The organism is Chitinophaga caseinilytica (assembly GCF_038396765.1).
GTDB lineage: Bacteria > Bacteroidota > Bacteroidia > Chitinophagales > Chitinophagaceae > Chitinophaga > Chitinophaga caseinilytica.
On the sequence record NZ_CP150096.1, the window covers coordinates 1,735,775 to 1,760,590 of the forward strand.

General features: G+C 55.5%; 21 protein-coding genes. 12 read left to right on the forward strand and 9 right to left on the reverse strand.

The window, feature by feature from the left end:
• Positions 1-16: 16 nt before the first annotated feature.
• The 7 genes from WJU22_RS07440 to gldA all read right to left on the reverse strand — a co-directional run bounded on the left by WJU22_RS07440 (position 17) and on the right by gldA (position 6,203).
• The gene (locus WJU22_RS07440) at positions 17-1,207 is read right to left on the reverse strand and encodes a Gfo/Idh/MocA family oxidoreductase (protein ID WP_341842611.1); all 1,191 of its coding nucleotides are present in this window, start codon (positions 1,205-1,207) and stop codon (positions 17-19) included.
• 26 nt (positions 1,208-1,233) lie between these two features.
• Entirely contained in the window at positions 1,234-2,421 is a 1,188-nt protein-coding gene (locus WJU22_RS07445; protein WP_341842612.1) for a nucleoside permease, read from the reverse strand.
• 71 nt (positions 2,422-2,492) lie between these two features.
• Positions 2,493-3,137 carry an endonuclease III gene (gene nth / locus WJU22_RS07450; RefSeq protein WP_341842613.1) on the reverse strand — a complete coding sequence of 215 codons (645 nt, stop codon included), beginning with the start codon at positions 3,135-3,137 and terminating at the stop codon, positions 2,493-2,495.
• 19 nt (positions 3,138-3,156) lie between these two features.
• Positions 3,157-3,300, reverse strand: a complete 144-nt coding sequence (locus WJU22_RS07455; protein WP_341842614.1) for a hypothetical protein — start codon at positions 3,298-3,300, stop codon at positions 3,157-3,159.
• Between the two features lie 237 nt (positions 3,301-3,537).
• The gene (locus tag WJU22_RS07460) at positions 3,538-3,864 is read right to left on the reverse strand and encodes an FtsB family cell division protein (protein ID WP_341842615.1); all 327 of its coding nucleotides are present in this window, start codon (positions 3,862-3,864) and stop codon (positions 3,538-3,540) included.
• A gap of 91 nt (positions 3,865-3,955) precedes the next feature.
• On the reverse strand, positions 3,956-5,248 hold the full coding sequence (eno, locus tag WJU22_RS07465) for a phosphopyruvate hydratase (protein ID WP_126245602.1): 1,293 nt from the start codon (positions 5,246-5,248) through the stop codon (positions 3,956-3,958).
• Between the two features lie 52 nt (positions 5,249-5,300).
• A complete protein-coding gene (gldA, locus tag WJU22_RS07470) occupies positions 5,301-6,203 on the reverse strand; it encodes a gliding motility-associated ABC transporter ATP-binding subunit GldA (protein ID WP_341842616.1) in 903 nt (300 codons plus the stop codon).
• A gap of 330 nt (positions 6,204-6,533) precedes the next feature.
• Here gldA and WJU22_RS07475 point away from each other — a divergent pair, with 330 nt between their 5' ends.
• The 5 genes from WJU22_RS07475 to WJU22_RS07495 all read left to right on the forward strand — a co-directional run bounded on the left by WJU22_RS07475 (position 6,534) and on the right by WJU22_RS07495 (position 11,674).
• Complete coding sequence (locus WJU22_RS07475; RefSeq protein WP_341842617.1) at positions 6,534-7,196, forward strand: hypothetical protein; 663 nt, start codon at positions 6,534-6,536, stop codon at positions 7,194-7,196.
• A gap of 14 nt (positions 7,197-7,210) precedes the next feature.
• Positions 7,211-8,197 carry a hypothetical protein gene (locus WJU22_RS07480; RefSeq protein ID WP_341842618.1) on the forward strand — a complete coding sequence of 329 codons (987 nt, stop codon included), beginning with the start codon at positions 7,211-7,213 and terminating at the stop codon, positions 8,195-8,197.
• A 62-nt stretch (positions 8,198-8,259) separates the two neighbouring features.
• A complete protein-coding gene (locus WJU22_RS07485; RefSeq protein WP_341842619.1) occupies positions 8,260-10,026 on the forward strand; it encodes an OmpA family protein in 1,767 nt (588 codons plus the stop codon).
• Positions 10,027-10,088: 62 nt separating this feature from the next.
• Positions 10,089-10,871, forward strand: coding sequence for an ABC transporter permease (locus tag WJU22_RS07490; protein WP_341842620.1), 783 nt, complete (start codon positions 10,089-10,091; stop codon positions 10,869-10,871).
• Positions 10,871-11,674 (forward strand): ABC transporter ATP-binding protein, encoded by an 804-nt coding sequence (locus WJU22_RS07495; protein ID WP_341842621.1) that lies wholly within the window; start codon positions 10,871-10,873, stop codon positions 11,672-11,674. The genes WJU22_RS07490 and WJU22_RS07495 overlap by 1 nt, the downstream gene beginning before the upstream one ends.
• Before the next feature lie 70 nt (positions 11,675-11,744).
• Here WJU22_RS07495 and WJU22_RS07500 read toward each other — a convergent pair whose 3' ends face one another.
• Positions 11,745-12,152 (reverse strand): DUF4332 domain-containing protein, encoded by a 408-nt coding sequence (locus WJU22_RS07500; protein ID WP_341842622.1) that lies wholly within the window; start codon positions 12,150-12,152, stop codon positions 11,745-11,747.
• A gap of 127 nt (positions 12,153-12,279) precedes the next feature.
• On the opposite strand from WJU22_RS07500, the gene WJU22_RS07505 reads away from it, so the two are divergent.
• The gene (locus tag WJU22_RS07505) at positions 12,280-13,977 is read left to right on the forward strand and encodes a M23 family metallopeptidase (RefSeq protein WP_341842623.1); all 1,698 of its coding nucleotides are present in this window, start codon (positions 12,280-12,282) and stop codon (positions 13,975-13,977) included.
• A gap of 7 nt (positions 13,978-13,984) precedes the next feature.
• On the forward strand, positions 13,985-15,343 hold the full coding sequence (bcp, locus tag WJU22_RS07510; RefSeq protein WP_341842624.1) for a thioredoxin-dependent thiol peroxidase: 1,359 nt from the start codon (positions 13,985-13,987) through the stop codon (positions 15,341-15,343).
• Positions 15,344-15,628: 285 nt separating this feature from the next.
• On the opposite strand, the gene WJU22_RS07515 is transcribed toward bcp, so the two are convergent.
• Positions 15,629-17,182 carry an SUMF1/EgtB/PvdO family nonheme iron enzyme gene (locus tag WJU22_RS07515; protein WP_341842625.1) on the reverse strand — a complete coding sequence of 518 codons (1,554 nt, stop codon included), beginning with the start codon at positions 17,180-17,182 and terminating at the stop codon, positions 15,629-15,631.
• A gap of 148 nt (positions 17,183-17,330) precedes the next feature.
• Here WJU22_RS07515 and porU point away from each other — a divergent pair, with 148 nt between their 5' ends.
• The 5 genes from porU (at position 17,331) to WJU22_RS07540 (ending at position 24,802) form a co-directional block, all read left to right on the forward strand.
• Positions 17,331-20,477: a type IX secretion system sortase PorU gene (gene porU, locus WJU22_RS07520; RefSeq protein WP_341842626.1), complete on the forward strand. Its 3,147-nt coding sequence runs from the start codon at positions 17,331-17,333 to the stop codon at positions 20,475-20,477.
• Positions 20,478-20,950: 473 nt separating this feature from the next.
• Positions 20,951-22,006, forward strand: a complete 1,056-nt coding sequence (gene porV / locus WJU22_RS07525; RefSeq protein ID WP_341842627.1) for a type IX secretion system outer membrane channel protein PorV — start codon at positions 20,951-20,953, stop codon at positions 22,004-22,006.
• 93 nt (positions 22,007-22,099) lie between these two features.
• A complete protein-coding gene (ispF, locus tag WJU22_RS07530; RefSeq protein WP_341842628.1) occupies positions 22,100-22,582 on the forward strand; it encodes a 2-C-methyl-D-erythritol 2,4-cyclodiphosphate synthase in 483 nt (160 codons plus the stop codon).
• 31 nt (positions 22,583-22,613) lie between these two features.
• On the forward strand, positions 22,614-23,057 hold the full coding sequence (gene dut, locus WJU22_RS07535) for a dUTP diphosphatase (protein WP_341842629.1): 444 nt from the start codon (positions 22,614-22,616) through the stop codon (positions 23,055-23,057).
• A 2-nt stretch (positions 23,058-23,059) separates the two neighbouring features.
• Entirely contained in the window at positions 23,060-24,802 is a 1,743-nt protein-coding gene (locus WJU22_RS07540) for a tetratricopeptide repeat protein (protein WP_341842630.1), read from the forward strand.
• The last annotated feature ends 14 nt before the right edge of the window (positions 24,803-24,816 follow it).

Consider the following 24,816-nt stretch of genomic DNA (forward strand, 5'->3'; position numbering starts at 1 on the left):
TCTCGAGTCAGCCGGATCAGAGCACCTTTTCGATGATCTCGCCGGTTTTTTTGTCTTTCAGGATGAGTTTCTGGCTGCCGAAGTGCGTCATTTCTTCCTTGATGAGGTAGAATTGCTCATTGTAGCTGGTGAGCGCCTTTTCCTTCTTCACGCCTTCCTGTCCGCGCCAAACGGGCAGTTGCACCGGCTCCCACTGCTTGGATGCGGCGGAGCGATAGGCGGCGTCGAGGATGGCGTTTACCACGTACCCGTCGTAGAACGTTTCCTGCGGGGCTTTCCCGGCTTCCACGGCGTTGAACATATCGGCAAACATGTGGTTGTAGCCCAGTTCGTTCAGCTCGTCGCCCACGGGGAAGAGCCAACCGGAGTTGCTTTCGGCTTTTTCGGCTACGTAATCGGCGCCTTTACCGGTGGTGAACATGTCGAACCCGGTGCGGAGGAAGCTGTTGAGCCAGATGGTGCCCTCGGAGCCCATTACCTCGTCGCGGAGATCGAGGCCGCCGCGGAAGGTCCAGCTCACTTCGAACTGACCGATGGCGCCGTTTTCGTATTTCACGAGGCCGATGGCATGGTCTTCGGCGTCGATGGGTTTCACCTGGGTGTCTGCCCAGCACATTACTTCCACGGGCTTGATGTCTTTGCCGATGAAGCTCCGCGCGATTTCCACGCAATGGCAACCGAGGTCGAGCATACATCCGCCGCCGGCCTGTTCCTTATCCCAGAACCAATCGGAGTGGGGGCCAGGGTGCGTCTCGCGGGATTTGGCCCAGAGGATTTTACCGAGCGCGCCGGCTTTAACGGACTGGAGCGCTTTGAGGAATTTGGGCGTATACACGAGGTCTTCCAGGTAACCGTTGAAGATGCCGGCTTTTTCCACGGCTTCCATCATGCGTTGTGCTTCTTCGGCATTGCGGCCCAGGGGCTTGGTACACATCACGGCCTTTTTGGCCTTGCAGCAGGCCAGTACAGCGGCTTCGTGGAGGTTGTTGGGAAGCGAGATGCAGACCATGTCCACATCCGGGTGGTTGATCGCTTCTTCCATGTTGGTAGTCCAGTGATCGCAATTATAGTCTTCCGCGAACTTCTTCGCGCTTTCTTCCCTGCGGGAATAGATGCTCACGATCTTGTCGCGGCTCCGTTGTCCCTGTAAAGAATCTGCATAGAACCGTCCGATGAACCCGGACCCCAGCATTGCAATTTTCGCCATAGTTTTCTTGGATTTATACGTTTATATCAGTTTGTTTTTCTGTCGCGGAACGCCAATATGAAGTACAGCAGTACCACTGCGGCGATGTATACGGGCACCATCCAGATGCTGGACCAGTTGCGCACGCCGTTGACGGCATAATAGTCGGCCACCATGCCCGAAAAGAGCGTCCCGATCACCATGCCGAGGCCGTAAGTGGCGAAAGTGAAGAGCCCCTGTGCGGCGGACTTGATTTTCTCCCCTGCTTTCTTTTCGGTATAAAGATACCCGGTCACGAAGAAGAAATCGTAACAAATGCCGTGCAGGATGATGCCGGTGTACAGCATCCAGAGGTTGGCGCCGCTGTCGCCATAGGCGAAGAAAATATACCGGATGATCCATGCGCCCATCCCCAGGATCAGCATTTTCTTCACGCCGATACGGTTCAGGAGAAAGGGAATGGCGAGGATGAAAAGCCCTTCGGAAATCTGTCCGTAAATCATTTTCCCGGCCGCATTTTCCATGCCGGCTTCATTGAGGAAGAGATTGGCGAAGCCGTAATAGAAGCTCAGCGGGATGCAGATGAGCACCGCGGCGATGAAGAACACGGCGTACGACCGGTCTTTGAACAGTACGAGCGCATCGGCCCCCAATGCCTGCGATGCCGTCATGGCGGTATCTTTCGCAGGCGGCGGCGTATTGGGTAGCGTGAAGCTATACAGCCCCAGCAGCGTGGATGCGGCGGCGGCGATGATGAAAATGAAATGCGTTTTCTCCACTTCCAGGTTGCTGATAAGGATTCCGGAAAGGATCCAGCCTACGGTGCCGAACATACGGATGAAGGGGAACTGCTTCGTAGGGTCCTGCATCTGCGTGAACGCCACCGAGTTGCTCAGTGCAATGGTCGGCATATATAATAAGGAGTAAAACAGCACGATGCCGATGAAAACGGTGTTATTCGTGGTGGTAGTGGCCAGGAGCAACGTGCCGGCACCTACGAGGTGCAGCACGCCCATGATCTTTTGTGCGGAAAAATACTTGTCGGCCACCATCCCCACGAACACGGGAGAGATCATGGTGGCGATGGCCAGCGCCATATAGGCGTAACTGATCTGCTGGCCGGTAGACTGAAGGTGGGTAGCCATGTAACTGTTCATGGATACGTACCATGCTCCCCAGATAAAGTACTGGAGGAACATCATGAATGATAGTTGGAGGGACTTGCTGGATTTCACCGTGTGGAATTTTTAAATTTTTTTAATTTCTCCAATATAGTGAAAAACAGAACTCCTGGTATTCCTATTTTTTAGGATTTCATCAGTTGTTGATAATATTTGCACACTTTCCGCAACCCGCACTCCCCGCATTTGGGGTTTCGGGCGATGCAGATGTACCGGCCGTGGAGGATGAGCCAGTGGTGGGCGATGTGCACTTTATCTTCCGGGATGTATTTGAGGAGCTGTTGTTCGGTCTGGAGCGGGGTTTTGGCGTTGGTGGTGAGGCCCAGGCGGGCAGACACGCGGAAAACGTGGGTGTCTACCGCCATGTTCGGCTGCTGGTAGATGACGCTGGTGATCACGTTGGCGGTTTTGCGGCCTACTCCGGGGAGTTTCACCAGCTCGGGCACGGTAGACGGGATTTCGCCGTTGAAATCGTCCATCACCATATTGGCCATGCCGATGAGGTGTTTCGTCTTGTTATTGGGATAGCTGATGCTCCGGATGAGGGGGAAAAGATCGTCGAACGTAGCCTGGGCGAGATGCGGAATGTCCGGGTACTGCTGGAAGATGGCGGGCGTGGTCATGTTGACCCGCTTGTCTGTACATTGGGCAGACAGGATAACGGCAACGAGTAGTTGATACGGGTTGTCGTACAACAGTTCGGTTTCAGCGTCGGGCGCGTGATGTTCAAAATAATCGATTACGTATTGGAATCGTTCTTTCTTCGTCATGCCCGCAAAATACTAAAAACTAACGCTCTTTGGCAGCTTCGTGGGCGTAATCGAAGATGGCTACCATCGTGGAGGGGCGGGGACTGTATTGAATACTGTCCAATGCCTGGATGGTTTGCAGATGCAGTTGTTGTTCCTCACGCTTCATTTCTTGCTCTTGCATGTGCAGGGTTTTTTGAGAAGGATCGGTTAATTCGCCTTGACGGGCGGAAAAAGGTAGGGTAGAATTACTCATGCGTTTGATGGTTTGCTAGTTGTTAAATGGATTAAACAATCATCAGGTCACGAAAATCAGACGACAGATTTATAACGGAGAATGGCTAGACGGTATTGTTAAACTATGGCTTTTTTTTGAATTTAGCAAGTTTTTAACAAACGAAGGGGTGTGATAGTCAGGCGGTTAACGTTTGGCGTTGGGAGGGGTGGGTACAATGAATACGTCTTCATCGTCTTTTTTCATCAGGTATTGCTCACGCGCGAACTTTTCAAGTTTAGAAGGGCTGGAAAAGAGGTCCTGGTGGTTCTGACGGTCTTGTTCGATCTCTTTGAGGTAGAAGTCTTTCTGATTTTCCAGCTGGTTGACTTCGCGGTAGAGCTGGAACTGGTATAGGATGTTATTACGGTCGAGGAAGAGGAGCCAGGCGCCGAACAGGATACAGCTGATGATGTATTTGTTGCGGGCCCATGCGGGGATCCTGAATTTTGATTTCTGCTTCGTCTCTTCCATAATCACACTGTTTTATAAAATCCGGGCACTGACGTGCAGTGCCCGGAATGATTTGTATTTGACCACTAATTAAACGCAGTGGGAAGAAAATTTATTTCTTACCAAATTTAATGGAATTTTTCGGATAAATGGCGCTGCTGTCCAGCAGTTCCTCGATGCGGAGGAGCTGGTTGTATTTGGCCATACGGTCTGTGCGGGAAGCGGAACCGGTTTTGATCTGACCGCAGTTCAGGGCCACGGCGAGGTCGGCGATGGTGGTGTCTTCGGTTTCGCCGGAACGGTGGCTCATGATGGAGGTGTAACCAGCTTTCTGCGCCATGGATACGGCGTTGATGGTTTCGGTGATGGTACCGATCTGGTTCACTTTGATCAGGATGGAGTTGGCGATATCCTGGTCGATACCCTGTTTCAGGCGTTTAACGTTGGTCACGAACAGATCGTCGCCCACCAGCTGTACGTTGGCACCGATAGCCTGGGTTTGTTTTTTCCAGCCGTTCCAGTCGTCTTCGGCCATGCCGTCTTCGATGGAAACGATGGGGTATTTTTTGCACCATTCTGCCCAGAAGGCTACCATTTCGTCGGAGGAGATGATTTTCTGGGAGGATTTGTAGAATTTGTAGGTGTTGTCTGCCTCGTTGTACATTTCGCTGGAAGCGGCGTCGAGGGCGATGGCGATCTGGGAGCCGGGTTTGTAGCCAGCGGCTTCGATGGCCTGGAGCACGGTTTCGATGGCTTCTTCGTTCGACTGGATTTCGGGGGCGAAACCGCCTTCGTCGCCAACGTTGGTGCTGTATCCTTTCTTTTTCAGTACGGATTTGAGGTGGTGGAACACTTCCACGCCCCAACGGAGGCCGTCGGAGAAGGTGTCTGCGCCAACGGGGATGATCATGAACTCCTGGAAGTCGATCTTGTTATCGGCGTGAACGCCGCCGTTGATGATATTCATGAGGGGCAGCGGCAGGGTGGTGCCGTTTACGCCGCCGAGGTAGCGGAAGAGGGGGAGGCCGTAAGCTTCTGCAGCGGCTTTTGCCACGGCCATGGAAACGGCCAGGGTGGCGTTGGCGCCCAGTTTGGCTTTGTTTTCGGTACCGTCGAGCTCGATGAGGAGCTTGTCGATGCCGGCCTGGTCGGAGATATCCCAGCCGATCAGTTCGTCAGCGATCACTTCATTGACGTTTTTTACCGCTTTGAGTACACCTTTGCCCATGTACGCTCCTTTGTCGCCATCCCGCAGTTCAACGGCTTCGTGTTTCCCGGTAGATGCGCCGGAGGGCACGGCGGCGCGGCCGAGGTGACCGTCTTCCGTGGTTACGTCTACTTCCACCGTGGGGTTACCGCGGCTGTCTAAAATCTGTCTGGCATGGATCTCTGAAATGATACTCATGGGTAAAATTTTTATTGTTTAAATGCTGGAAAAAGTGACCTTTTCTTTACCACTAGTTTGTCAGTTCCCTGAACACGTCTTCGAGCGACAGCGAATTGCTCTGCAAAGAAAGGATGTTCCGGTTATTTATCAAAGCGAATTGCAGCAGGTTTTTCCGTACGGTTTCGGGGTCTGCGGTGTATAGCCGCCAGGCGTTCCCTTCGGCCGGGGTTACCTTTTGGACGCCCGGGAGGGCTTCCAGATCTGCGGGGGCGGTTTCCTCGGCGAAGGCCACCTGGATGAATCCGGAGGCGCCCTGGCGGAGGGAGCTGATAGCCCCGTCTGCGATGATATGACCTTTATTAATGATGATGGCGCGGCTGCACAGGGCTTCCACTTCCTGCATGATGTGGGTGGAAAGCATGACGGTCTTGTTCTCCCCCAGTTCCCGGATGAGCTGGCGGATGTCTGCCAGCTGGTTGGGGTCGAGGCCGGAAGTGGGCTCGTCCAGGATGAGGACTTCCGGGTCGTGCAGCAGGGCCTGCGCCAGGCCTACACGCTGTTTATAACCTTTTGATAACATGCCGATCTTCTTATGGCGCTCCGGCGTGAGGCCCGTGCGGCCGATCATTTCGTCGATCCGCGCGGAAGCGCCCTTTCCCAGCCCGTGCATGCCCGCCGCGAATTCCAGGAACTCGCGGATGTACATGTCCGGGTACAGGGGATTGGCTTCGGGGAGGTAGCCCACGCGACGGCGGACTTCCAGCGGCGCCCTGGCCACGTCGAACCCGCATACCGATGCCGAGCCGCCGGTGGGCGGCAGGTAACCGGTGATGATCTTCATGGTGGTGGATTTACCGGCCCCGTTGGGCCCGAGGAACCCGACGATCTCGCCCTTCTGCAGGCTGAACGATATACCGTCCACCGCTTTTTGCTCCCCATACTGCTTCAGCAGCGCCGTTACGTTGATTGACATGCGTCGTTTTTGCGGTGACTAAATTAGCGTAAAAAAAATAGTTAACCACTAATCCCGCCCGCCACGGCTTATAAATTTTCAAATCCACCCGCCCCCGGGGTTCCGGATTTTCGTTAAGAAGCCTCCCAAATTGCTGTTTATCAAACCCAGAAAGATTTTTAAGCAGGTCTAAAATTTTGCATATGACAGAATTGGTGTACCTTTACGTCTACAATTCAAACCGATGTAGAATATAATTTCTGCGACATACCTTCTCAATTAAATATATAAATTTACACTCATTCGTGTAGATTGGTATTCAGCCGACTTTCTTAAACCCATCACCTGTCAATGTCGAACTTTCTCAAGAAGGCATTGGGTCTTTTCGTGGAATTTGAACCCAATGAACCTTTGCAGCCGGGCGGCGCTCCCGTTAGGGACTCCCTTGCCCAAAAATTCCCCCTGTCCAGCCCCAAACAGGCTGTAGCCGGTATTTCCGCCGAGGAACTGGACAAATTCGACCAGCACTTCACCCGGCTGTTCGAATCCTCCAACCTGCCCGGGCCCGATTACTTCGAGTTCTGGCGCATGATGGAAACCCTGGAAGCTCACGTGCCCGACGAAAAAGCGCGCATCGCCGCCGTATTCGCCACACTGAGCATTCAGGGCCTCTCGCGCGACAAACTCCTCGAAACCGCCGGGCAATACCAGGCCCTCGTGGAAAAAGACCGCGCGGAATTCCTTAAAGCCGCCGAAGACAAAGCCTCCCGCGAAGTCGAAGGCCGTAAGCAGGAAATCGCCGATCTCGAAAAACAGATCGCCGAACACTCCGCCCAAATCCAACGGCTCACGGAAGACATCACCAAAGCACAGACCGGCATGAAGACGCTCCAGGCACAAGTCGCCGAACAGGAACAGAAAATCTCCGCCAACAGGCAGGGGTACGACGTCGCCTGCCAGGCCATGATCACGAAAATCCAGTCAGACATCCAAAAAATCCAAACCTCCCTTTAACCAGCTAACCAAACATGGAAACAAACTACTTCCCGCAACAGGGAAACGACAAACTGAAATCGTACTGGAACCGGCCAGGCGGCAAGTTCGGTGTCATCATCGGCATCGGCATCCTGATCGCAGCAGCGTATTTCATCATGCCCATCCTGCTCGCCGTAGTCTGGAGCACCCTCAACTTCGGCATCGCCCTCGTGTGCCTCGGCGTGTTCCTGTATTGCGTCACCCACCGCAAACTCCGGCTCGCCTTCTTCTACTTCTATGAGTGGCTCATGAAGAAACTCGTAGGGATCGTCATCGAGCTGGACCCCTTCCTCATCGCGGAAGATTATATCGGCGACATGGAAGAGCAACGCGAGAAACTCTACAAACAATCGGTAGATGTAGACGCGCAGAAAGAACGCATCGACCTCAAGATCGACGAAAAGGAAAAAGACATGGCCCAGCTGATGAGCCGCGCCAAAGCCGCGCAGAGCAATAACATGCTGCCGGAACTGGGCAACGCCACCCGGCACATCGCACGGATCAAGGAATATATCCAGCAACTCACGCCCATCCGCGACAACCTCGCCAAAATCGGCGATTACCTCACCAAAGTTCACAAGAACTCGGGGTATATGATCGAAGATGCGCGCAATGAGCTCGAGCTGAAAAAGGACCTCTACAAATCAGTGTCGTCCGGCAACAAAGCCCTCACGTCTGCCCTCAAGATCTTTAACGGCGACCCGGAAAAGAAACTGCTGGTGGAACAGTCGATGGAATATCTGAAGGAAGACATCGCCACCAAACTGTCCAGCATGAAAAAAGCGATCAACTACTCGACAGATTTCATGCGCTCGATCGACCTGGACAACGCTACCTACGAGCTGCAGGGCCTGCAAATGCTGGAGTCTTTCGACCCGGACAAGGAATTCCGCCTCGACGTGCAGCGCTGGGAGCCTTCCAACGCGCCGCGCACGCCCGGCACCGTTCCCAACGACAACTACAATAATCTGCTGAGTTAACCCTTGGCAAGTAACCATTCATATTTCCGTACAAACATCAAACAACTTAAAACATCCCTACAATGGCAATTAAAGTAAAACCTGGTGGTAAAGTATTAGGTATCCTTATTCTCCTCGGCGGTCTGTACGCCGGTAAAGTATTCTGGTGGGACAAGCGCCCCCAGGAAGCGAAAGCCGCTACCGAAATCGGTAAAGTGAACCTCCCCGATGCACCCGAAGCATCGCTCAGCGGCAACGCGGCCAAGCTGGAGCTGCCTTCGACCGAAGTGTCCGGCAACGGCGGTACCCGCATCCAGTGGAAGATCATGGCGTGGAACTCGCAGTTTGCGCTCATGTATGCCAACGGCGGCCCCAAAACGACGAAAAATTCCCTGATCGATAAAGCGAAACTGGAAGTGGACGTCATCCGGCAAGACGATTGTAACAAATCCATCGCCGATATGGTGAAGTTTGCGCAGGATTACAAGTCCGACCCCAACACTCCCGGCGTTTTCGCGTCGTTCATGGGTGATGGTATGCCGATGTTCTTTGCCGCGCTGGCAAAGGAGCTCGAGCCCCTCGGTCCCGAATATCAGCCCATCGCCTTTTACTCCATGGGTAAAAGCTACGGTGAAGACAAACTGATGGGCCCCGCCGAATGGAAACTCAATCCCAAAGCGGCTATCGGTAAAACCGTGGCCTGCGTGCTCCGCGACGGCGACATGAACATCCTCGTGAAATGGGCGGGCGACAACGGCATCCGCGTGAACCCCGACGAAACTTCGTTCGACCGGAACGCCATCAACCTCATCGCTGCCAACGACTTCCTCGACGCGGCCAACAAATACATCGCCGGGTACAGCGAAACGCGCAAGTTCGTGGAGAACGGCAAGAAAGTAGCCAAAGACACGACGGTGGGCGTAGACGGTGTTGCCACCTGGACGCCGGGTGACGTGAACATCGCGCAGAAAAAAGGTGGCTTGATCAACATCGCCACCACCCGTGAGTATGCCGCACAGATGCCGAACATCACCATCACCATCAAGAAATTCGCGAACGACCACCGTACAGACATCGAGAACCTCATCATGGCGCTGGCGCAGGCCGGCGATCAGGTGCGCTCCTTCAACGATGCCAAGGCTTTCGCTGCCGACGTATCCGCCAAGGTGTACAACGAGCAGGACGGTGCTTACTGGCTGAAGTATTATAACGGCACCGAAGAGAACGACGCGCAGGGCACGAAGCTGCACCTCGGCGGGTCTATGGCCTATAACCTCGCAGACGCCGCCAACATGTTCGGCCTGGGAGACGATAAGCTCGACCGTTACAAGATCGTGTACGGCACATTCGGCGACATCCTCGTGAAAATGTACCCCGAGCTGGTGCCTGCGTACCCGGTGTACAACAAGGTGGTCGACAAATCGTTCCTCGCCAGCGTGGTGAGCAACCATCCCGAACTGCTGACCGGCGCGGCGATCAAAGTAGAATATGCGGACGCGATCACGAAGGAAGTGTCGTCCAAATCGGTACAAGTGCAGTTCGAGACCGGTAGCGCCGTGATCCGCCCGGAATCTTACGCCGTGCTCGACGATATCCTGAAAAGCGCCGTAGTGGCGGAGGGGCTGAAGCTGGGCGTGTATGGCCATACCGACAATGTGGGCAACGACGAAGCCAACCTGAAGCTGTCTAACGAGCGCGCCGCTTCCGTAGTGGCATACCTCCAGGCCAAGGGGCTCGCGGCCAACAGGCTGGAATCCAAAGGCTTCGGTGCGTCCAAACCGGAAACCACCAACGCTACCGCCGAAGGCCGCGCGAAGAACCGCCGCGTGCAGATCGTGCTGGGTAACTAACGGACCATTTCCCCGGGCGGGCTTGCCGGCCCGGGGATTTTCATCCTCCAAAACATTTCGTATTGAACAAGCTTAAAAACATATTCGAACCACTTCGCAGCATCAACCCGCGGACCATGGTGATCCTCATCGTAGCCGAAGCGGTGGTGGCGCTGGCAGCGTGGCAACTGTCGGGCGGAGGGCTCATCCCCACGCCGGATAAGGTGGTTTCCGCTATCGGCCGGATTTTCGTCATGCCCGATTTCATCGACAACCTGTTCGCCAGCCTGGTGCTGACGGTCAAGGGTATGACGATTTCGATCCTCATCGCCCTGGTGATCAGTTATTTATCGATCGTCCCGTTTTTCCAGCCGCTGGCCAGGTTCGTCATCAAATGCCGGTACCTCACGCTCACGGGGCTCATCTTCCTGTTCACGCTCCTCACGCAGAACGGGCATCAGTTGAAGATCAGCCTGCTGATTTTCGGGATCGTACCGTTTTTCGTGACCTCGCTGCTGTCTGTCATCGATGGGATCAACAAACAGGAATACGAGTTGTGCACAACGCTGCGGATGAACAGTTGGCAAACGCTCTGGGAAGTGATCATCGTGGGGCGGCTGGACCAGGTATTTGAAGTGATGCGGCAGAACTTCGCCATCGCCTGGCTGATGATCACGTCTGTAGAAGGTTTGAGTATGAGCGAAGGGGGGCTGGGCGTGATGCTGATCAAAGCGAATAAATACGTTCAGCTGGATGTGGTGTTCGGGCTGCTGGTGATCATCTTCCTGATCGGGATGGCATTCGATTACATACTGGGGCTTTTCCGCCACTGGTTATTCCCTTACACCAAACTGCAAACACGCTGATGAACGCATATTCGAAAAGCCATTTACTGCTGAGCGCGGAGAATATTCATTTGCAGTATGGCGAAAAAGTGATCCTCCGCGACATTAACTTCAAGATCCACAACGTTCACCGCGAAGGCGTGGAACAGGGCCAGGTAGTGGCGCTCATCGGGCGGAGCGGCCTGGGCAAGACGCAGCTGTTCAAGGTACTTTCCGGGCTGGTGCCCCCCACGCAGGGGACCGTCCGCATCGGGGCAGACCAGCATCCCGTACAGGCCGGCCAGGTGGGTATCGTGCCGCAGAACTACATCCTGTTCCAGCACCGTACCATCTACCAGAACCTCCGCATCGGCCTCGACCATTCCGGCGTTGCGCTCAGCGATGCCGAGAAAAAGCGGATCATCGAAGATTACGCCACCACTTTCGAGCTGATGGACCATCTCAAAAAGTACCCCGCGCAATTGAGCGGGGGCCAGCGGCAGCGGGTGTCCATCATCCAGCAGGTACTTACCGGCAACCGGTTCATTTTGCTCGACGAGCCTTTCTCCGGCCTGGACATTCTGATGATCGACCGGGTGATAGCACTGTTATTGAAAGTTTCGACGCTGCACGAAGAAAACACCCTCATCGTGGTGAGCCACGACATCGAGAATGCCGCGGCCGTGTCTGACACGGTGTGGCTCATGGGAACGGAAGACGGCAAGCCCGGCGCCACCATCCGCAAGGAATACGACCTCTGCGAAATGGGGCTCGCCTGGAACCCGGAGATCCGTACGGACCGGAGGTTCGTGGAACTGATCGATGAGATACGTAAAGGGTTGTAGTTTGACGTTCGTAAAATAAAACAAGGGCGGGGAATGATCTCCGCCCTTGTTGTTTTTGCGAGTCGCTGAATTAATAAGATATAGCCGGCTCCAGGTCGCGCGCCTGGTCGATCATCGACTGTATCTCCGACAGTGAGGGCGCCCGGCCGCTGAGGTTCTTCAGCTGGTTCAGTTCGGTCACCTTGGCGTGGAGGTTTTCGGCGTTGCGGTTCCGCAGTTCCTTCACCGTATCTACACCGGCGGCTTCGAGCAGCTCGGCGAACTGGTCGCCCACGCCGTTCAACCGCATCAGGTCTGCATGGTTCACCCATGTGAGGATCAAAGTTTCCGGAATGCCTGTAGATTCCGCGATGCGGGAACGGCCGCTTTTGGCCTGCCCGTCTTCCAGCAGCTTCGCCACGGTGTCAATACCGATGCCTTTCAGTTTTCCTGCGAAGTTGGGCCCTATGCCCTGGATCTCTTGTATCGGATAGCTCATAAAACAGATTGGTTTTGGTAAATGGAAATTAAGGAAAAGGGCACAGTTGTTGGCAAAAAAAATGTTAATTCGCTGTCAATCATGGATTGCCGTTTTCAGGCTCTCCTTTAACCCTTACATTTGCAGGATGAAAAGATCGATCGCCCTCTTGCTCATGCTCCCGCAATTCGTGCAGGCGCAGTCGATGCCGGAGAAACATTACCCGAAAGGTTATTTCAGGAACCCGTTGAACGTACCCATGGAACTCGCCGGCAACTTCGGCGAACTGCGTCCCAATCACTTCCATTCCGGGCTGGACCTCAAGACCCAACAGCGCGAAAACCTCCCCGTTCACGCCGCGGCCGACGGCTATGTGAGCCGCGTCGGCGTGTCGCACACCGGCTTCGGGAACGTGCTCTACATCACGCATCCCAACGGCTACACAACGGTATACGCCCACCTCAATAAATTCTTTCCGCAGCTCGACGAATACGTGGAGCGCAAACAATATGAGCTCGAAAGCTGGGCGGCAGACCTCACCATCCCGCCAGACCTTTTCCCCGTTAGAAAAGGGGAATTCGTTGCCTGGAGCGGAAATACGGGCGGCTCCGCAGGCCCGCACCTCCATTTCGAGATCCGCGATTCCCACACCGAAAAGCCCCTCAACGGCATGCTCTTCGGTTTCAATATCCCCGACACCCGCGACCCGGAAATCTCCCGCATCGTGGTGTACGACCGCAACCGGAGCATCTTCGAGCAAACGCCCCTGGTAGTGCCGGTCCATAAGGGGAAAGACGGGAAATACGCCGCCAGCCGGCCGCTCGTACAGGTGCCCACCAGCAAGGTGAGCCTGGGCGTGAGCGCGCTCGACCGGCAGTCCAATTCCCCCAATCCCAACGGCATCTACGAAGCCATGCTGCTCCGCGATGGGGCGCTGGACCTGGGTTTCCAGCTGGATAATATCGGGTACGACGAAACGCGCTACCTCAACGCGCACATCGATTATAAAATGAAGAAAGGCGGCGGGCCGTACGTGCAACTGCTGTTCGCGCTCCCCGGCAACCAGCTCGATATTTACCACGACAAAGCAGGAGAAGATGGGGTGATCGACCTGTCTGACGGGCAGGCGCACCCGGTGACCGTCCGCGTAACGGACGCTTACGGCAACGCTTCCGACGTGAAGATTTCGCTGCAGCAGAGCGGCGGTAAAACGGCCGAAGCGGCCTGTGCCAACCGGATGTTCCCCGAATCGATGAACATTTTCGAGAACAACCAGGTGGAGTTCAGTCTGGACGAAGGCTCGCTGTACGACGAGGTTTGTTTCCGGTATTCGGAGATCGCGGCGGGTGGCGGATATTCGAATATTTACCGTTTGCATTCCGCGCTCGTGCCGCTGCATGCAGGGTTCAGTCTGCGGATAAAACCCACGCGCGCGGTGCCGGCGCATTTGAAGGATAAGATGGTGCTGGAGCGGAAAGGGTTAGGGGAAAGTGTGACGGCGGCCACGGCGGAGGAAGATGGCTGGTATCGCGGAAGCTCGCGGGACCTGGGGGATTTTCAACTGGTGGTCGATACCATTCCCCCGAAAATCACGCCGCTGGGCGGTATCAGGCAAAACGCCAACCTGGGCGGAGCGGGGCGCATCACGTTCAGTATGAGTGACGACAGCGGGGTGAAATCCTACCGCGCGGAACTCGACGGAAAATGGTTGCGCTTTTCGCGAAAAAGTAACGTAGTTTCTTATATTTTTGATAAGCATTGCCCTCCGGGTACGCATACCCTTACGCTCACCGTGACGGACATTGCCAATAACTCATCCACATATACTTTGACGTTTAAACGCTAGTAAAACCATGACGCATCTGCAACCTGGGGTAAGCGCCCCCGACTTTTCCGCCGTGGACCAGCATGGTAACACCATATCGCTGGCCGATTTCAGAGGAAAGAAAGTCATCCTCTATTTTTACCCGCACGACATGACGCCAGGCTGTACAACCCAGGCCTGCAATCTCCGTGATCACCATTCCCAGCTGTTGAACAGAGGGTATGCCGTGATCGGCGTTAGTGAGGATGACGAGGCGAGCCACAAGAAATTTAGCGACAAGTACGACCTGCCCTTTCCCATTCTCGTGGATACCAGCCACGACATCCTGAATGCCTACGGCGTTTGGGGCGAAAAGACATTCATGGGCCGTACTTACGACGGTACCCATCGTACCACTTTCCTCATCGATGAAGAAGGCAACATCGCCCACATCATCGCAAAACCAGACAACGGAGACCACGCCCGCGAGATCATCGAGCTCTGGGAAGGCCACACCGATGGTTGGGTAGACGTGAAGCCGGAAGAAGAGAAAGCCGCTGAGCCCGTAGCCGCCGCAACCACGGAAACAACCGTTGAAGCTGCCGCGCCCACTGCTGCACCTGCTCCGGCCGCGCCTACTAAAAAAGCGCCCGCCAAAAAGAAGGCCGCCGCTCCCGCTGAAAAGAAAGCGGAACCTGCAGCTCCCGCCAAAAAGCCTGCTGCCAAAGCAAAACCGGCTCCGAAAGCGAAAGCCGCTACCAAAGTGAAGCCCGCCGCCAAGAAAGCCGCTGCTAAAGCTGCACCTGCCAAACCCGCTGCGAAAAAGGCTGCCGCTAAACCCGCCGCCAAAAAAGCTGCTGCTAAGGCAAAACCCGTAGCGAAGAAAGCCGTCGTTAAAGCGAAACCCGCTCCGAAAGGCAAAGCCAAAGCGGCCGTAAAGGCCAAACCGGTAGCGAAGAAAGCGGCAGCCAAGAAGGCTGTTGTTAAAACAAAACCGGTAGCGAAAAAAGCAGTAGTGAAAGCGAAGCCCGCTCCGAAAGGCAAAGCCAAAGCGGCCGTAAAGGCCAAACCGGTAGCGAAGAAAGCGGCAGCTAAGAAGGCCGCCGTGAAAGCAAAACCGGTAGCGAAGAAAGCCGTAGTGAAAGCGAAACCCGCTCCGAAGGGCAAAGCGAAAGCCGCTGTAAAAGCCAAACCGGTAGCCAAAAAAGCCGCCATTAAAACGAAACCTGCCCCCAAAGCGAAAGCTAAGGCAGCCGTAAAGGCGAAACCCGCTCCCAAGGCCAAAGCGAAACCCGTAGCCAAAAAAGCCGCGGCGAAAGCAAAGCCGGTAGCCAAGAAGGCGGCTTCCAAAACCAAGCCGAAACCCGCAGGCTGGGGCACGCCCAAAGCGAAAGCTAAAAAACGATAACGAATAGCGGTAACGATATCCGCGCCGTAAAGCGCAAATGAAAGGCTGGCCATGATGGTCAGCCTTTCATGTTTCGGAAAATACCTGTCCCGGGCCGTACACTGCTATTGCTGCCAGTAAATGTTGTCAACAAAGCATCTGTCGATAAAAGTAGGGAACAGCGTTCCGGGCATAAAAAGTCCGGCTTCGAAATGACAGGGCATTCGGTACAAAAATTCGCCTACCAGGTACAAAAGAAAAAGGCTGACCATGCGGTCAGCCTTTCCTGTATGCTAAAAGAGCGGATTAGCGTTTCTGGCGCTGGGCGCGGAAAACCTGACCCGTTTTAAACTTGTTGCCTTCGGGGCTGCCTACACGGTCCATCGCACAACGGAAGCCTACGGTGTTGGTCGCCATTTCTTCCTGCATGTAGCGGCGGGTACCGGGAGAAAGCCAGTAGGCACGGTCGTTCCAGCTACCACCTTTGATCACGCGGGATTTGTCGTTGATCAGGGTAGTGACGCCGTAACCGTATTCCACGAGCGAAAGGGAGTCACCATCGAGGTAGTTGATCACGTCGCCTTTCTGGTAGTTCAGCCGGCTGGCGGATTCTTCATCCGTTACGTCGCGCATTTTCAGCACGCCGAGGCTGTCTTTTTCGAACTCCTTGTTCTCGTTTTGATATACCGTCTGGAATTTGTTACCACGGAAGTAGTTGAAGTCGTCACCATCGATGGTGGTCAACGGCCTGTACACGTCGTTCACCCACTCGCTCACGTTACCCGACATGTTATACACGCCGAAGTTGTTGGGAAAGAAGGAACGAACGGGAGCGGGGATGGAAGCCCGGTCGTTCAGACCGCCGGCCATACCCATGTTGTCGCCCGAGCCGCGTTTGAAGTTCGCCAGGAACTGACCTTGCCAGTTACCGCGGCGGATATCGCGCAGGCCGGCGTTGTTGGTGCCCCAGGAGTAGATCTGTTTGTTGAGGATCAGCTCTTCCCCGCGTTTGCCTTCTTTCTTGGAAGGACTGGGGTTCTGACCGATATATCCCAGCGCGGCGTATTCCCATTCAGCTTCCGTGGGCAGGCGGTAGTTCGGCAGCATGATACCGTCTTCGAACTGCGCGCCACGGGGAGAACCGTCGGCATTGGCGAATTGTTTCTTCGCGGTTTTGGACATTTTGCCGGGGGTACCTTCGTACAGGCCGGCCATGTAGGCTTTGGAATCGAACGTGTTATCGTCTGCCTGGTTCATGATGTCTGCCTTGGAAAGAAGGCCGGCGTCCATGAGGAGTTTTTCGTTCACACGGTTGGAGCGCCATTTGGCGTAATCGGTCGCCTGTTTCCAGGAAACGCCTACCACCGGGTAATCGTTATAGGCAGGGTGACGGAAGTAGTATTCCACGAGCGGCTCGTTGTAAGCCAGTTCGCTACGCCAAACGAGGGAGTCGGGCAATGCGCCGCGGTAAACGTCGGGGAAAGATTCTCCGTACACGCGGTTCAGCCAGAACAGGTACTCGCGGTAGTTCACGTTGGATACTTCATTCTCGTCGATGTAAAACGACGAAACCGTAATACGGCGGGGGATATTGTTCCAGTCGCCCATCACATCCTGCTCCGTGGCGCCCATGGCGAACGTACCGCCCTGAACGAACACAAGTCCCGGACCAGTGAACTGGTCTTTGCTCTTGGCAACGGAGAAACCACCCATCTTGGGGTCGTTATAATTCCAGCCTGTAGCGGAAGAAGCGTCCTTCTTCTTCCCGAACAGCCCGCCGCCGCCGTTCTTGCTGCAGGCAGACATGGACATTACCACGCTGGTGCCCACAATCAAGGATAAGGAGGTTAATCTGTGCATGCGATAACAGCTTTTGATCGATACAATTTAGGTATTCAAATAGGTAAACGCAAATGTAATTCTTTTTATTTTATAGCAAAAATAAATAATCTGTAAACAGATGCGTGTAACGGGCGTTGTGAAACTCCCTGATATATATTAGGTTTGTGTGATACAAGCTTTCCGACCTTATGCGCATCGCCCCCGGAGAACCCGCTTCCTGGCCCTGGCCATTTGCCTGCTGCCCGCCCTCGATTCGGCGGCGCAACGGCAATATGCATCCCGGTCGGTACTGGCAGCCGGTCAATGGCGGAAAGTGTCTGTTTCCCAGCCCGGCGTCTACCGCATTCCCCTGCAGGCCCTGCAGCGCTGGGGGCTCCCGGCCGAAGGGAAACCCGCTTCCTCCGTCCGCATCTTCAGCCACGGCGGCGATATCATCCCGGAAGATAACGCCATCCCCCGGCCCGATGACCTCCCCGAAATCGCCGTGACCGTCGTTGACGGGGGCGACGGTATTCTAAACGGCAACGATTACATTTTATTTTATGCGCCCGGCCCCCTCCGCCGGCAATTTTCCGCCGGGGAATGGGAACTCCGCTCCAACTTGTATGCGGATTCGGTCTGTTATTTTATTACCCTCGGCGCCGGAGGGCTCCGGATCCCTACAGACGGCAGCGCCCCGCCGGTAACGGGATATATCAAGGAGTACGATTACCTCAGCGTGTTCGAGCAGGACAGACACAATATCCTTTCCGGCGGGAAGGAGTGGCTGGGCGACCGCTTTTCCGCGCTGCCGGAAGACGCCCTCGCGCGCACGTACCCCACGAATGCACCCGCGAACCTTACCGACGTGGTGTTACGGATCCGCTTCGCCGCGCGATCCACGTCTGGCGCGAAGTTCGTGATCACAGCAGGCGGCCAGGCGCTGGGGACACTCTTCCCGCCGCCCGTGCCCGGTAATATCTTTGATACCTACGCAACTACGGTAAACGGTTCCTTCCCTGCCGCCAACCCCGGCAATCTGACCGTTACCTTCTCCGGAAACGCAAGCGCACAGGGTTGGTTGGACTATTTTACCATCGAAGGCCGTGCTCCGCTTGCGCTTTCAGGACAAGGCCCCCTGCTTTTCCGCGACTCGCGCAGCTTTGGCGCGGGGAAAACCGCTGGTTTCGAGATCGCCGGAGCGGATGCCGGCACCCGGGTCTGGGACATCACCGATCCGCAGCGGCCCATCCAGCTAACAACGGAATCATCCAATAATACCCTGCGTTTCTCGCGCGATGCGGGCGTACTGCGCGAGTATGCCGCCTTCCGGCCGGATGGATTGCCAGAACCCACGTACATTGGGCCGGTTGCGAACCAGGACCTTCACGGCCAGGCGCCCGCGCAAATGCTCATCATCACGCCGAAACAATTCCTGCCCCAGGCCGAAAAACTCGCCGCCTGGCGCCGGGAACATTCTGGCCTGAGCGTCAGTTGCGTAACTACCGACCTGATCTGGAACGAGTTCGGCAGCGGATTGGCGGACCCCTCGGCGCTGCGGGATTTCCTCAAGATGCATTACGACCGCAAAGCCCTGCGGTTCGTGCTGCTCATGGGGCGCGCCGGTTACAACTATAAAAAATCATCCGTGGAAAGTGTGCCGGTTTGGCAAAGCCCGGCGTCGCTGCACGGCCTCAACACCCATCCCAGCGACGATTTCTACGCTTTCCTCGACGATAACGATGATATTTCGAAACACGGTCCCCTCCTCGATGTAGCCGTTGGCCGCCTGCCGGTTTCGACGGTGGAAGAGGCGGCTTCGGTGGTGGATAAGATCATCCGGTACGAATCGCCCGCGTCATTCGGGGAGTGGCGCCAGGAGCTGACTTTCGTGGCAGACGATGAAGATGCCAATCTCCATTTCGACGACGCGGAATCCGTCGCCAACATGATGGCCGGAGAATCCCCGGACTTCCACATCAACAAGATTTACCTCGACGCCTATCCCCAGGTGGCGGGCTCTTCGGGCAGCCGCTATCCCGCGGTGAACGATGCCGTCCGCCACCGGATGAACGCCGGCAACCTGGTCTGGAATTACAGTGGCCATGGCAGCGCCACCCGCCTGGCAGAAGAGGCCATTCTCAGCGAAACGTCTGCCGCGCAATGGGAAAATACCGATCGGTTGCCCCTGCTGATCACCGCTACCTGTGACTTTGCGCCGTTCGATCAGCCGGAGGTCCATCCGCTGGGCGCGCAGTTGCTGTTACGGAAAAATGGCGGAGCGATCGCGTTGCTGACCACTACCCGCGCCGTGCTCGCCGCTTCCAATAAAGTGATGAATGCCAATTACTTCCGTGAGGCCTTCCGCACAGGCGCTTCCGGGAAAATGCCGCTCCTCGGCGAAGGTGCGATGCGTGCCAAAAACGCTACGTATGCGCAATCGGCCGACGCGGTCAATAACCGTAAATTCCAGCTGCTCGGCGATCCGGCGATGGCCATCGCTTTTCCGAAGCAGCGGATTTTCCTGGATTCCGTGAACGGAAAAGCCGCCAATGCCGCGGATTCCCTGAAGGCGCTGGGCTTTTACCGGCTTTCGGGCAGTGTGCGGGATGGGAACGGGAATGTGCGGACGGATTTTCATGGCCGGGTGCGTATTTCCGTTCATGACGCGCCGGGGCAACAGTTCACCCGCGCCAACGACCCCGGCAGCCAACGGGCGACGTTCGCAGCCGATGACCGGTTGCTGTTCCGCGGGAGCGATACCGTGATCGCCGGGCGCTTTTCAGCAGGGTTCGTGGTGCCGAAAGACATGTCGCAATCCGGTGCAGTGGCCGTGATGCGGTTCTATGCGGAAGGGAAATCCGAAGACGCGGGCGGCGCCTGGCGGGGCATGCGGCTGCGTGGGACGGCCGAAGCCGGGCAACCCGACGGGGAAGGCCCGGAGATCGGGGCCTGGATGGACAATACGAGGTTTACGGACGGTGGCCGCACATCGGCTTCGCCCACGCTACTGCTGCGTTTGAAGGATATTTCCGGGATCAACGCAGCGGGCAACGGCACGGGGCACGACATCACCGCTGTGCTCGACGATAATGCCCAGTTTTTCGTCCTGAATGAATTTTATGCCGCCACGCCGGGCACCTGGCAGGAAGGGACCCTACAATTCCCCATGGCGGGCCTTTCCCCCGGGCCGCATACCCTGACCATCCGCGCCTGGGATGCCTGGAACAATTCCTCGACCCGGACGATCCGGTTCGTGGTGGCGGGGGAGAAGAGGGTGGCCCTGCGGTGTGGACGTACCCGAACCCGGCCCGGGGTTTCGTGCGGTTCATGATCGAATGTCCGTGGCAGGATGTGGATGTTGACGTGGTTATCACTATCTTTGCATCTTCAGGACAGGCCGTAAAGCAGATCAAAGGCACAATAAATACAGCAAACGGCCGTTATGGGGATGTACCATGGAATACTGGCGCCGCCGGTTCGGGAGCAAGACTGACCCCTGGGATTTACTTCTATCAAATCAGCTTGAGCAATAGAGAGCGCGGCCAACGTATTTTGGGCGGGAAGATGATATTATATTAATTTGTACATTATAAAATGAGTATATTTAAGCACATAATATTATACGTTACATCCCCGTTTATTGCTTTTAATAAATTAGAACTTATTTTTACATTTAAGCTAACTAAATAGTATTGCATGTTTTCAAGGATATCGACAGCTGTTATTTGCATTTCTTTCCTATGCCTATCCAACAATGCAAATGCGCAACTTGACCCTTCCAATCCTGTAGATGGGAGGACAAATGTGATCAGCACGGCTGTGCCTTTCCTGCGTATTTCGCCGGACGCCCGCAGCGGCGCGATGGGTGACGCAGGTGTTGCCATTTCCCCAGACGCCAATTCCGTTTACTGGAACCTTTCCAAACTTCCTTTTGCCAAAAAGAAATCCGCAGTAGCGGTAACATATACGCCCTGGCTGAAAGAGCTCGTGAACGACGTATTCCTTGCCCAACTGGCGGGTTATACCCAGCTCGATGAGAACCAGGCCATCGGCGGATCGCTCCGTTATTTTTCCCTCGGCGATATCGAGTTCAGGAATAACAATGGCCAGTTCGACGGGAACTTCCGGCCGCGGGAGTTCGCTTTCGACGCGGGTTATGCCCGTAAGCTGAGCGAAAACTGGTCGATGGGCGTAACGCTTCGCTACATCCACTCCAGCCTCGCCAGCGGTACGATCAACGATCAGACGATCCGCCCCGGGCGCGCCGTGGCAGCCGACCTTTCCGCTTACTATACCAAAGATTTCGAGAATAAGAACGGCGGCACCAACAATTTCAGCGCTGGCCTCGCCATCTCCAACATCGGTAACCGCATCTCCTACACCCAATCGGCGCAGAAAGACTTTCTGCCGACCAACCTGGGCCTGGGCGCGGCGTATACCATCGGCATCGACGAATACAATAAAGTAACCTTTACGGCAGACATCAATAAGCTGATGGTGCCGTCTGTCCAATACCAGGGCGATTCTGCCTATCTCCCCAACAAAAGCATGCTGGAAGGGATGTTCAGCTCTTTCGGCGATGCGCCGGGCGGGTTTAAGGAAGAGATGCAGGAGCTGATGTATTCCGTAGGTGCGGAATACTGGTATAACGAGCTGTTCGCCGTTCGTGCGGGTTATTACAACGAGCACGCATCCAAAGGGAACCGCAAATTTTTTACGGCCGGTGTTGGCGTTAAATACAATATCTTCGGCCTGAACTTTTCGTACCTCGTGCCTTCGGGAACGGGTATCCAGCGCAACCCACTGTCCAACACGCTCCGCTTCTCGCTGACGTTCGACCTGGGCGCAAATGAGGAATAGATAGTATATTTGCCATAATACTTTTTAAGATGCAATAAATCCTCCGGTCTTTTGGAGGATTTATTATTTTACGGAATAGCAAAAAACTGGATCATGACTAAGTTAAGGATTGGATTGGGTGTGGATTTTCATCAGCTGGTAACCGGCCGCGATTTCTGGCTGGGCGGGGTGTTGGTACCCCACAGCAAAGGGGCGCTCGGCCACAGCGACGCAGACGTGCTCCTGCATGCCATTTGCGACGCCATGCTCGGCGCCGCGGCCCTGGGCGACATCGGGACGCATTTCCCCGATACCGACAATACCTATAAAGACATCGACAGCAAAATATTGCTTTCCCGTTGCAGCGAGCTGATCAAAGCCAAAGGCTACAGCGTGGTGAACGTGGATGCCACCCTTTGCCTGCAGGCGCCCAAGATCAAACCGTACGTTCCGCAGATGCAGGAAGTGATCGCGCAGCGGCTGGGGCTGACGGTGGAAGACGTTTCCATCAAGGCTACCACTACCGAAACGCTCGGGTTCGTGGGGCGTGAGGAAGGCGTGGTGGCCTATGCCAACGTGCTCCTCGAAAAGCAATAACCTTTTTAACGATAACTGTTACCTTTGTTCAATGGCTGATATTCAAGTAAAAATCATCAACCGTTCCGGCAATCCGCTTCCCACATACGCAACTGCGGATGCGGCCGGTATGGACCTTCGTGCCAACCTGGAAACTGCCGTTACGCTGCAGCCCATGGAGCGCAGCCTCATCCCCACGGGCCTTTTCATGGAACTGCCTTCGGGCTTCGAAGCGCAGGTGCGCCCCCGCAGCGGCCTCGCCATCAAACAGGGGCTTACCCTCCTCAATACGCCCGGCACGATTGATGCAGACTACCGGGGAGAGATCAAGATCATCATCATCAATTTATCCACCGAACCGCAAACCATCCAGCACGGCGACCGTATAGCGCAGATGGTGATCGCTCCTTTCGTGCAGGCTACGCTTGCCGAAGTCGTGGAACTGAGCGATACCGTTCGCGGTGAAGGCGGATTCGGTCATACCGGCAAATCCTGAGCATGCGCATTACCGGCATACTGATCCTGGCATTATCGGGGATGATCGCCGCTTCCTGCGGCAGCCAGCGCAAAAGCGCCACCCTGATCCCTGCTCCGTTGCAACAGGAAATCCTGGCGCAGCGGGCGGACAGTCTTTTCTTTGCTGCGCAGCGTTCCAAAATGCTCGGCGATTACAAGACGGCCATCACGCAGTATTCCGACTATCTGCGCCTCAACCGCGATAATGCGGCCGTTTATTACGAACTGAGCCGCCTGTTCATGGAAGCGCGCAACCCGCAATATTCGCTCGGTTTCGCAAGGCGCGCCGCCGCCATGGACTCCACCAACAAATGGTACCAGATGGCGCTGGCCGAAGCGTTCTCCGTCAACGAAATGTTCGACAGCGCTGCCGTGGTGTACGACCGGCTCATGAAAGCGAGCCCGCAGGACGATGATCTCCTTTTCAACAAAGGGCTTTCCCTCTCGAAGGCGCGCAAGTTCGCCGAAGCCATCGCTATTTTCGATACTCTCGAAGCGCGCGTGGGCCTGAACGACGAGATCGTTTTCCAGAAACAGCGGATTTTCATGCGGCTCGATCTGCCCGATCATGCGGCTGCGGAAGTGCGGCGCCTCATTGCCCAGGAGCCCGAAGAGCTCCGGTACTGGGGCCTCCTGGCGGAAATATATGAAGCGGTAGACCGGCCCGCCCAGGCCAAAGGCGTGTACGACACCATCCTCATGATCGATCCGCAACATCCCCGCGCCCTCATCGCCATCGCCAACATGGAAAAGAAGAATGGCAACGAGGCCCGGTACCGCGCATTCCTCCTGAAAGCTTTCCATAACCCGGAATTCAATATCGACGAAAAGGTATCTTTCGTATATCCTTATCTGCAGATGCTCGAAACCGATACCACCAAAAAGGCGGAAGGCATCATGCTGGCCAACCTCATCGTGGAGTCGCACCCGGATGATGCGAAAGCCTATGCGCTGAGGGCCGATATGTACTCGCAGGCCAATGTGCCCGACAGCGCGCTGATCAATTATAAACTCGCGCTGGACCTGGATTCCACGCGCTTCAGCGTATGGTACCAGCTCATGTACCTTTATTCCAGGACCGAACAGCCCGATTCCCTCCTCCGTGTGAGCAGCCACGTTATGCAGCAGTTCCCGCGGGAATTCATGGGATATTATTTCAACGGGCTGGCCAATTATTTCAAACAACGATATGATGCCGCAGCCTTCGCGCTCAACGGCGCCCTCGGGATCGGCGGCGAAAAACGCTTCGTAGCGGATGTGTACGCCCTACTGGGAGACACCTATCATGCCAGCGGCCTCCATAGCCGGAGCGACAGCTGTTACGAGATCGTGCTGGGCATGCGGCCGAAAGACCATATCGTCATGAATAACTACAGCTATTACCTGTCTATGCGCGGCGAAAAACTCGAAAAGGCCGAATCCCTCGCCCGGACGGCCATCGAGCTGAAGCCGGACAGTCCCACCTACATGGACACCTACGCATGGATACTTTTCCGCCTCGGCCGCTACCGCGATGCAAAGCTGTGGATCGAAAAGGCGCTCGAATTTTCCGACGCGCAACAGGATCCCGACGTGCTGGAGCATTATGGGGACATTCTTTTCAACCTGAACGAAAAGGAAAAAGCCATGCAATTCTGGCAGCTGGCCAAGGCCAAAGGGGCCAATTCCCATGGCCTCGCCCGCAAGATCGCGGAGAAGCGTTACATCAAAAACATCGACCGTTGAATGGCGGGCGCAAA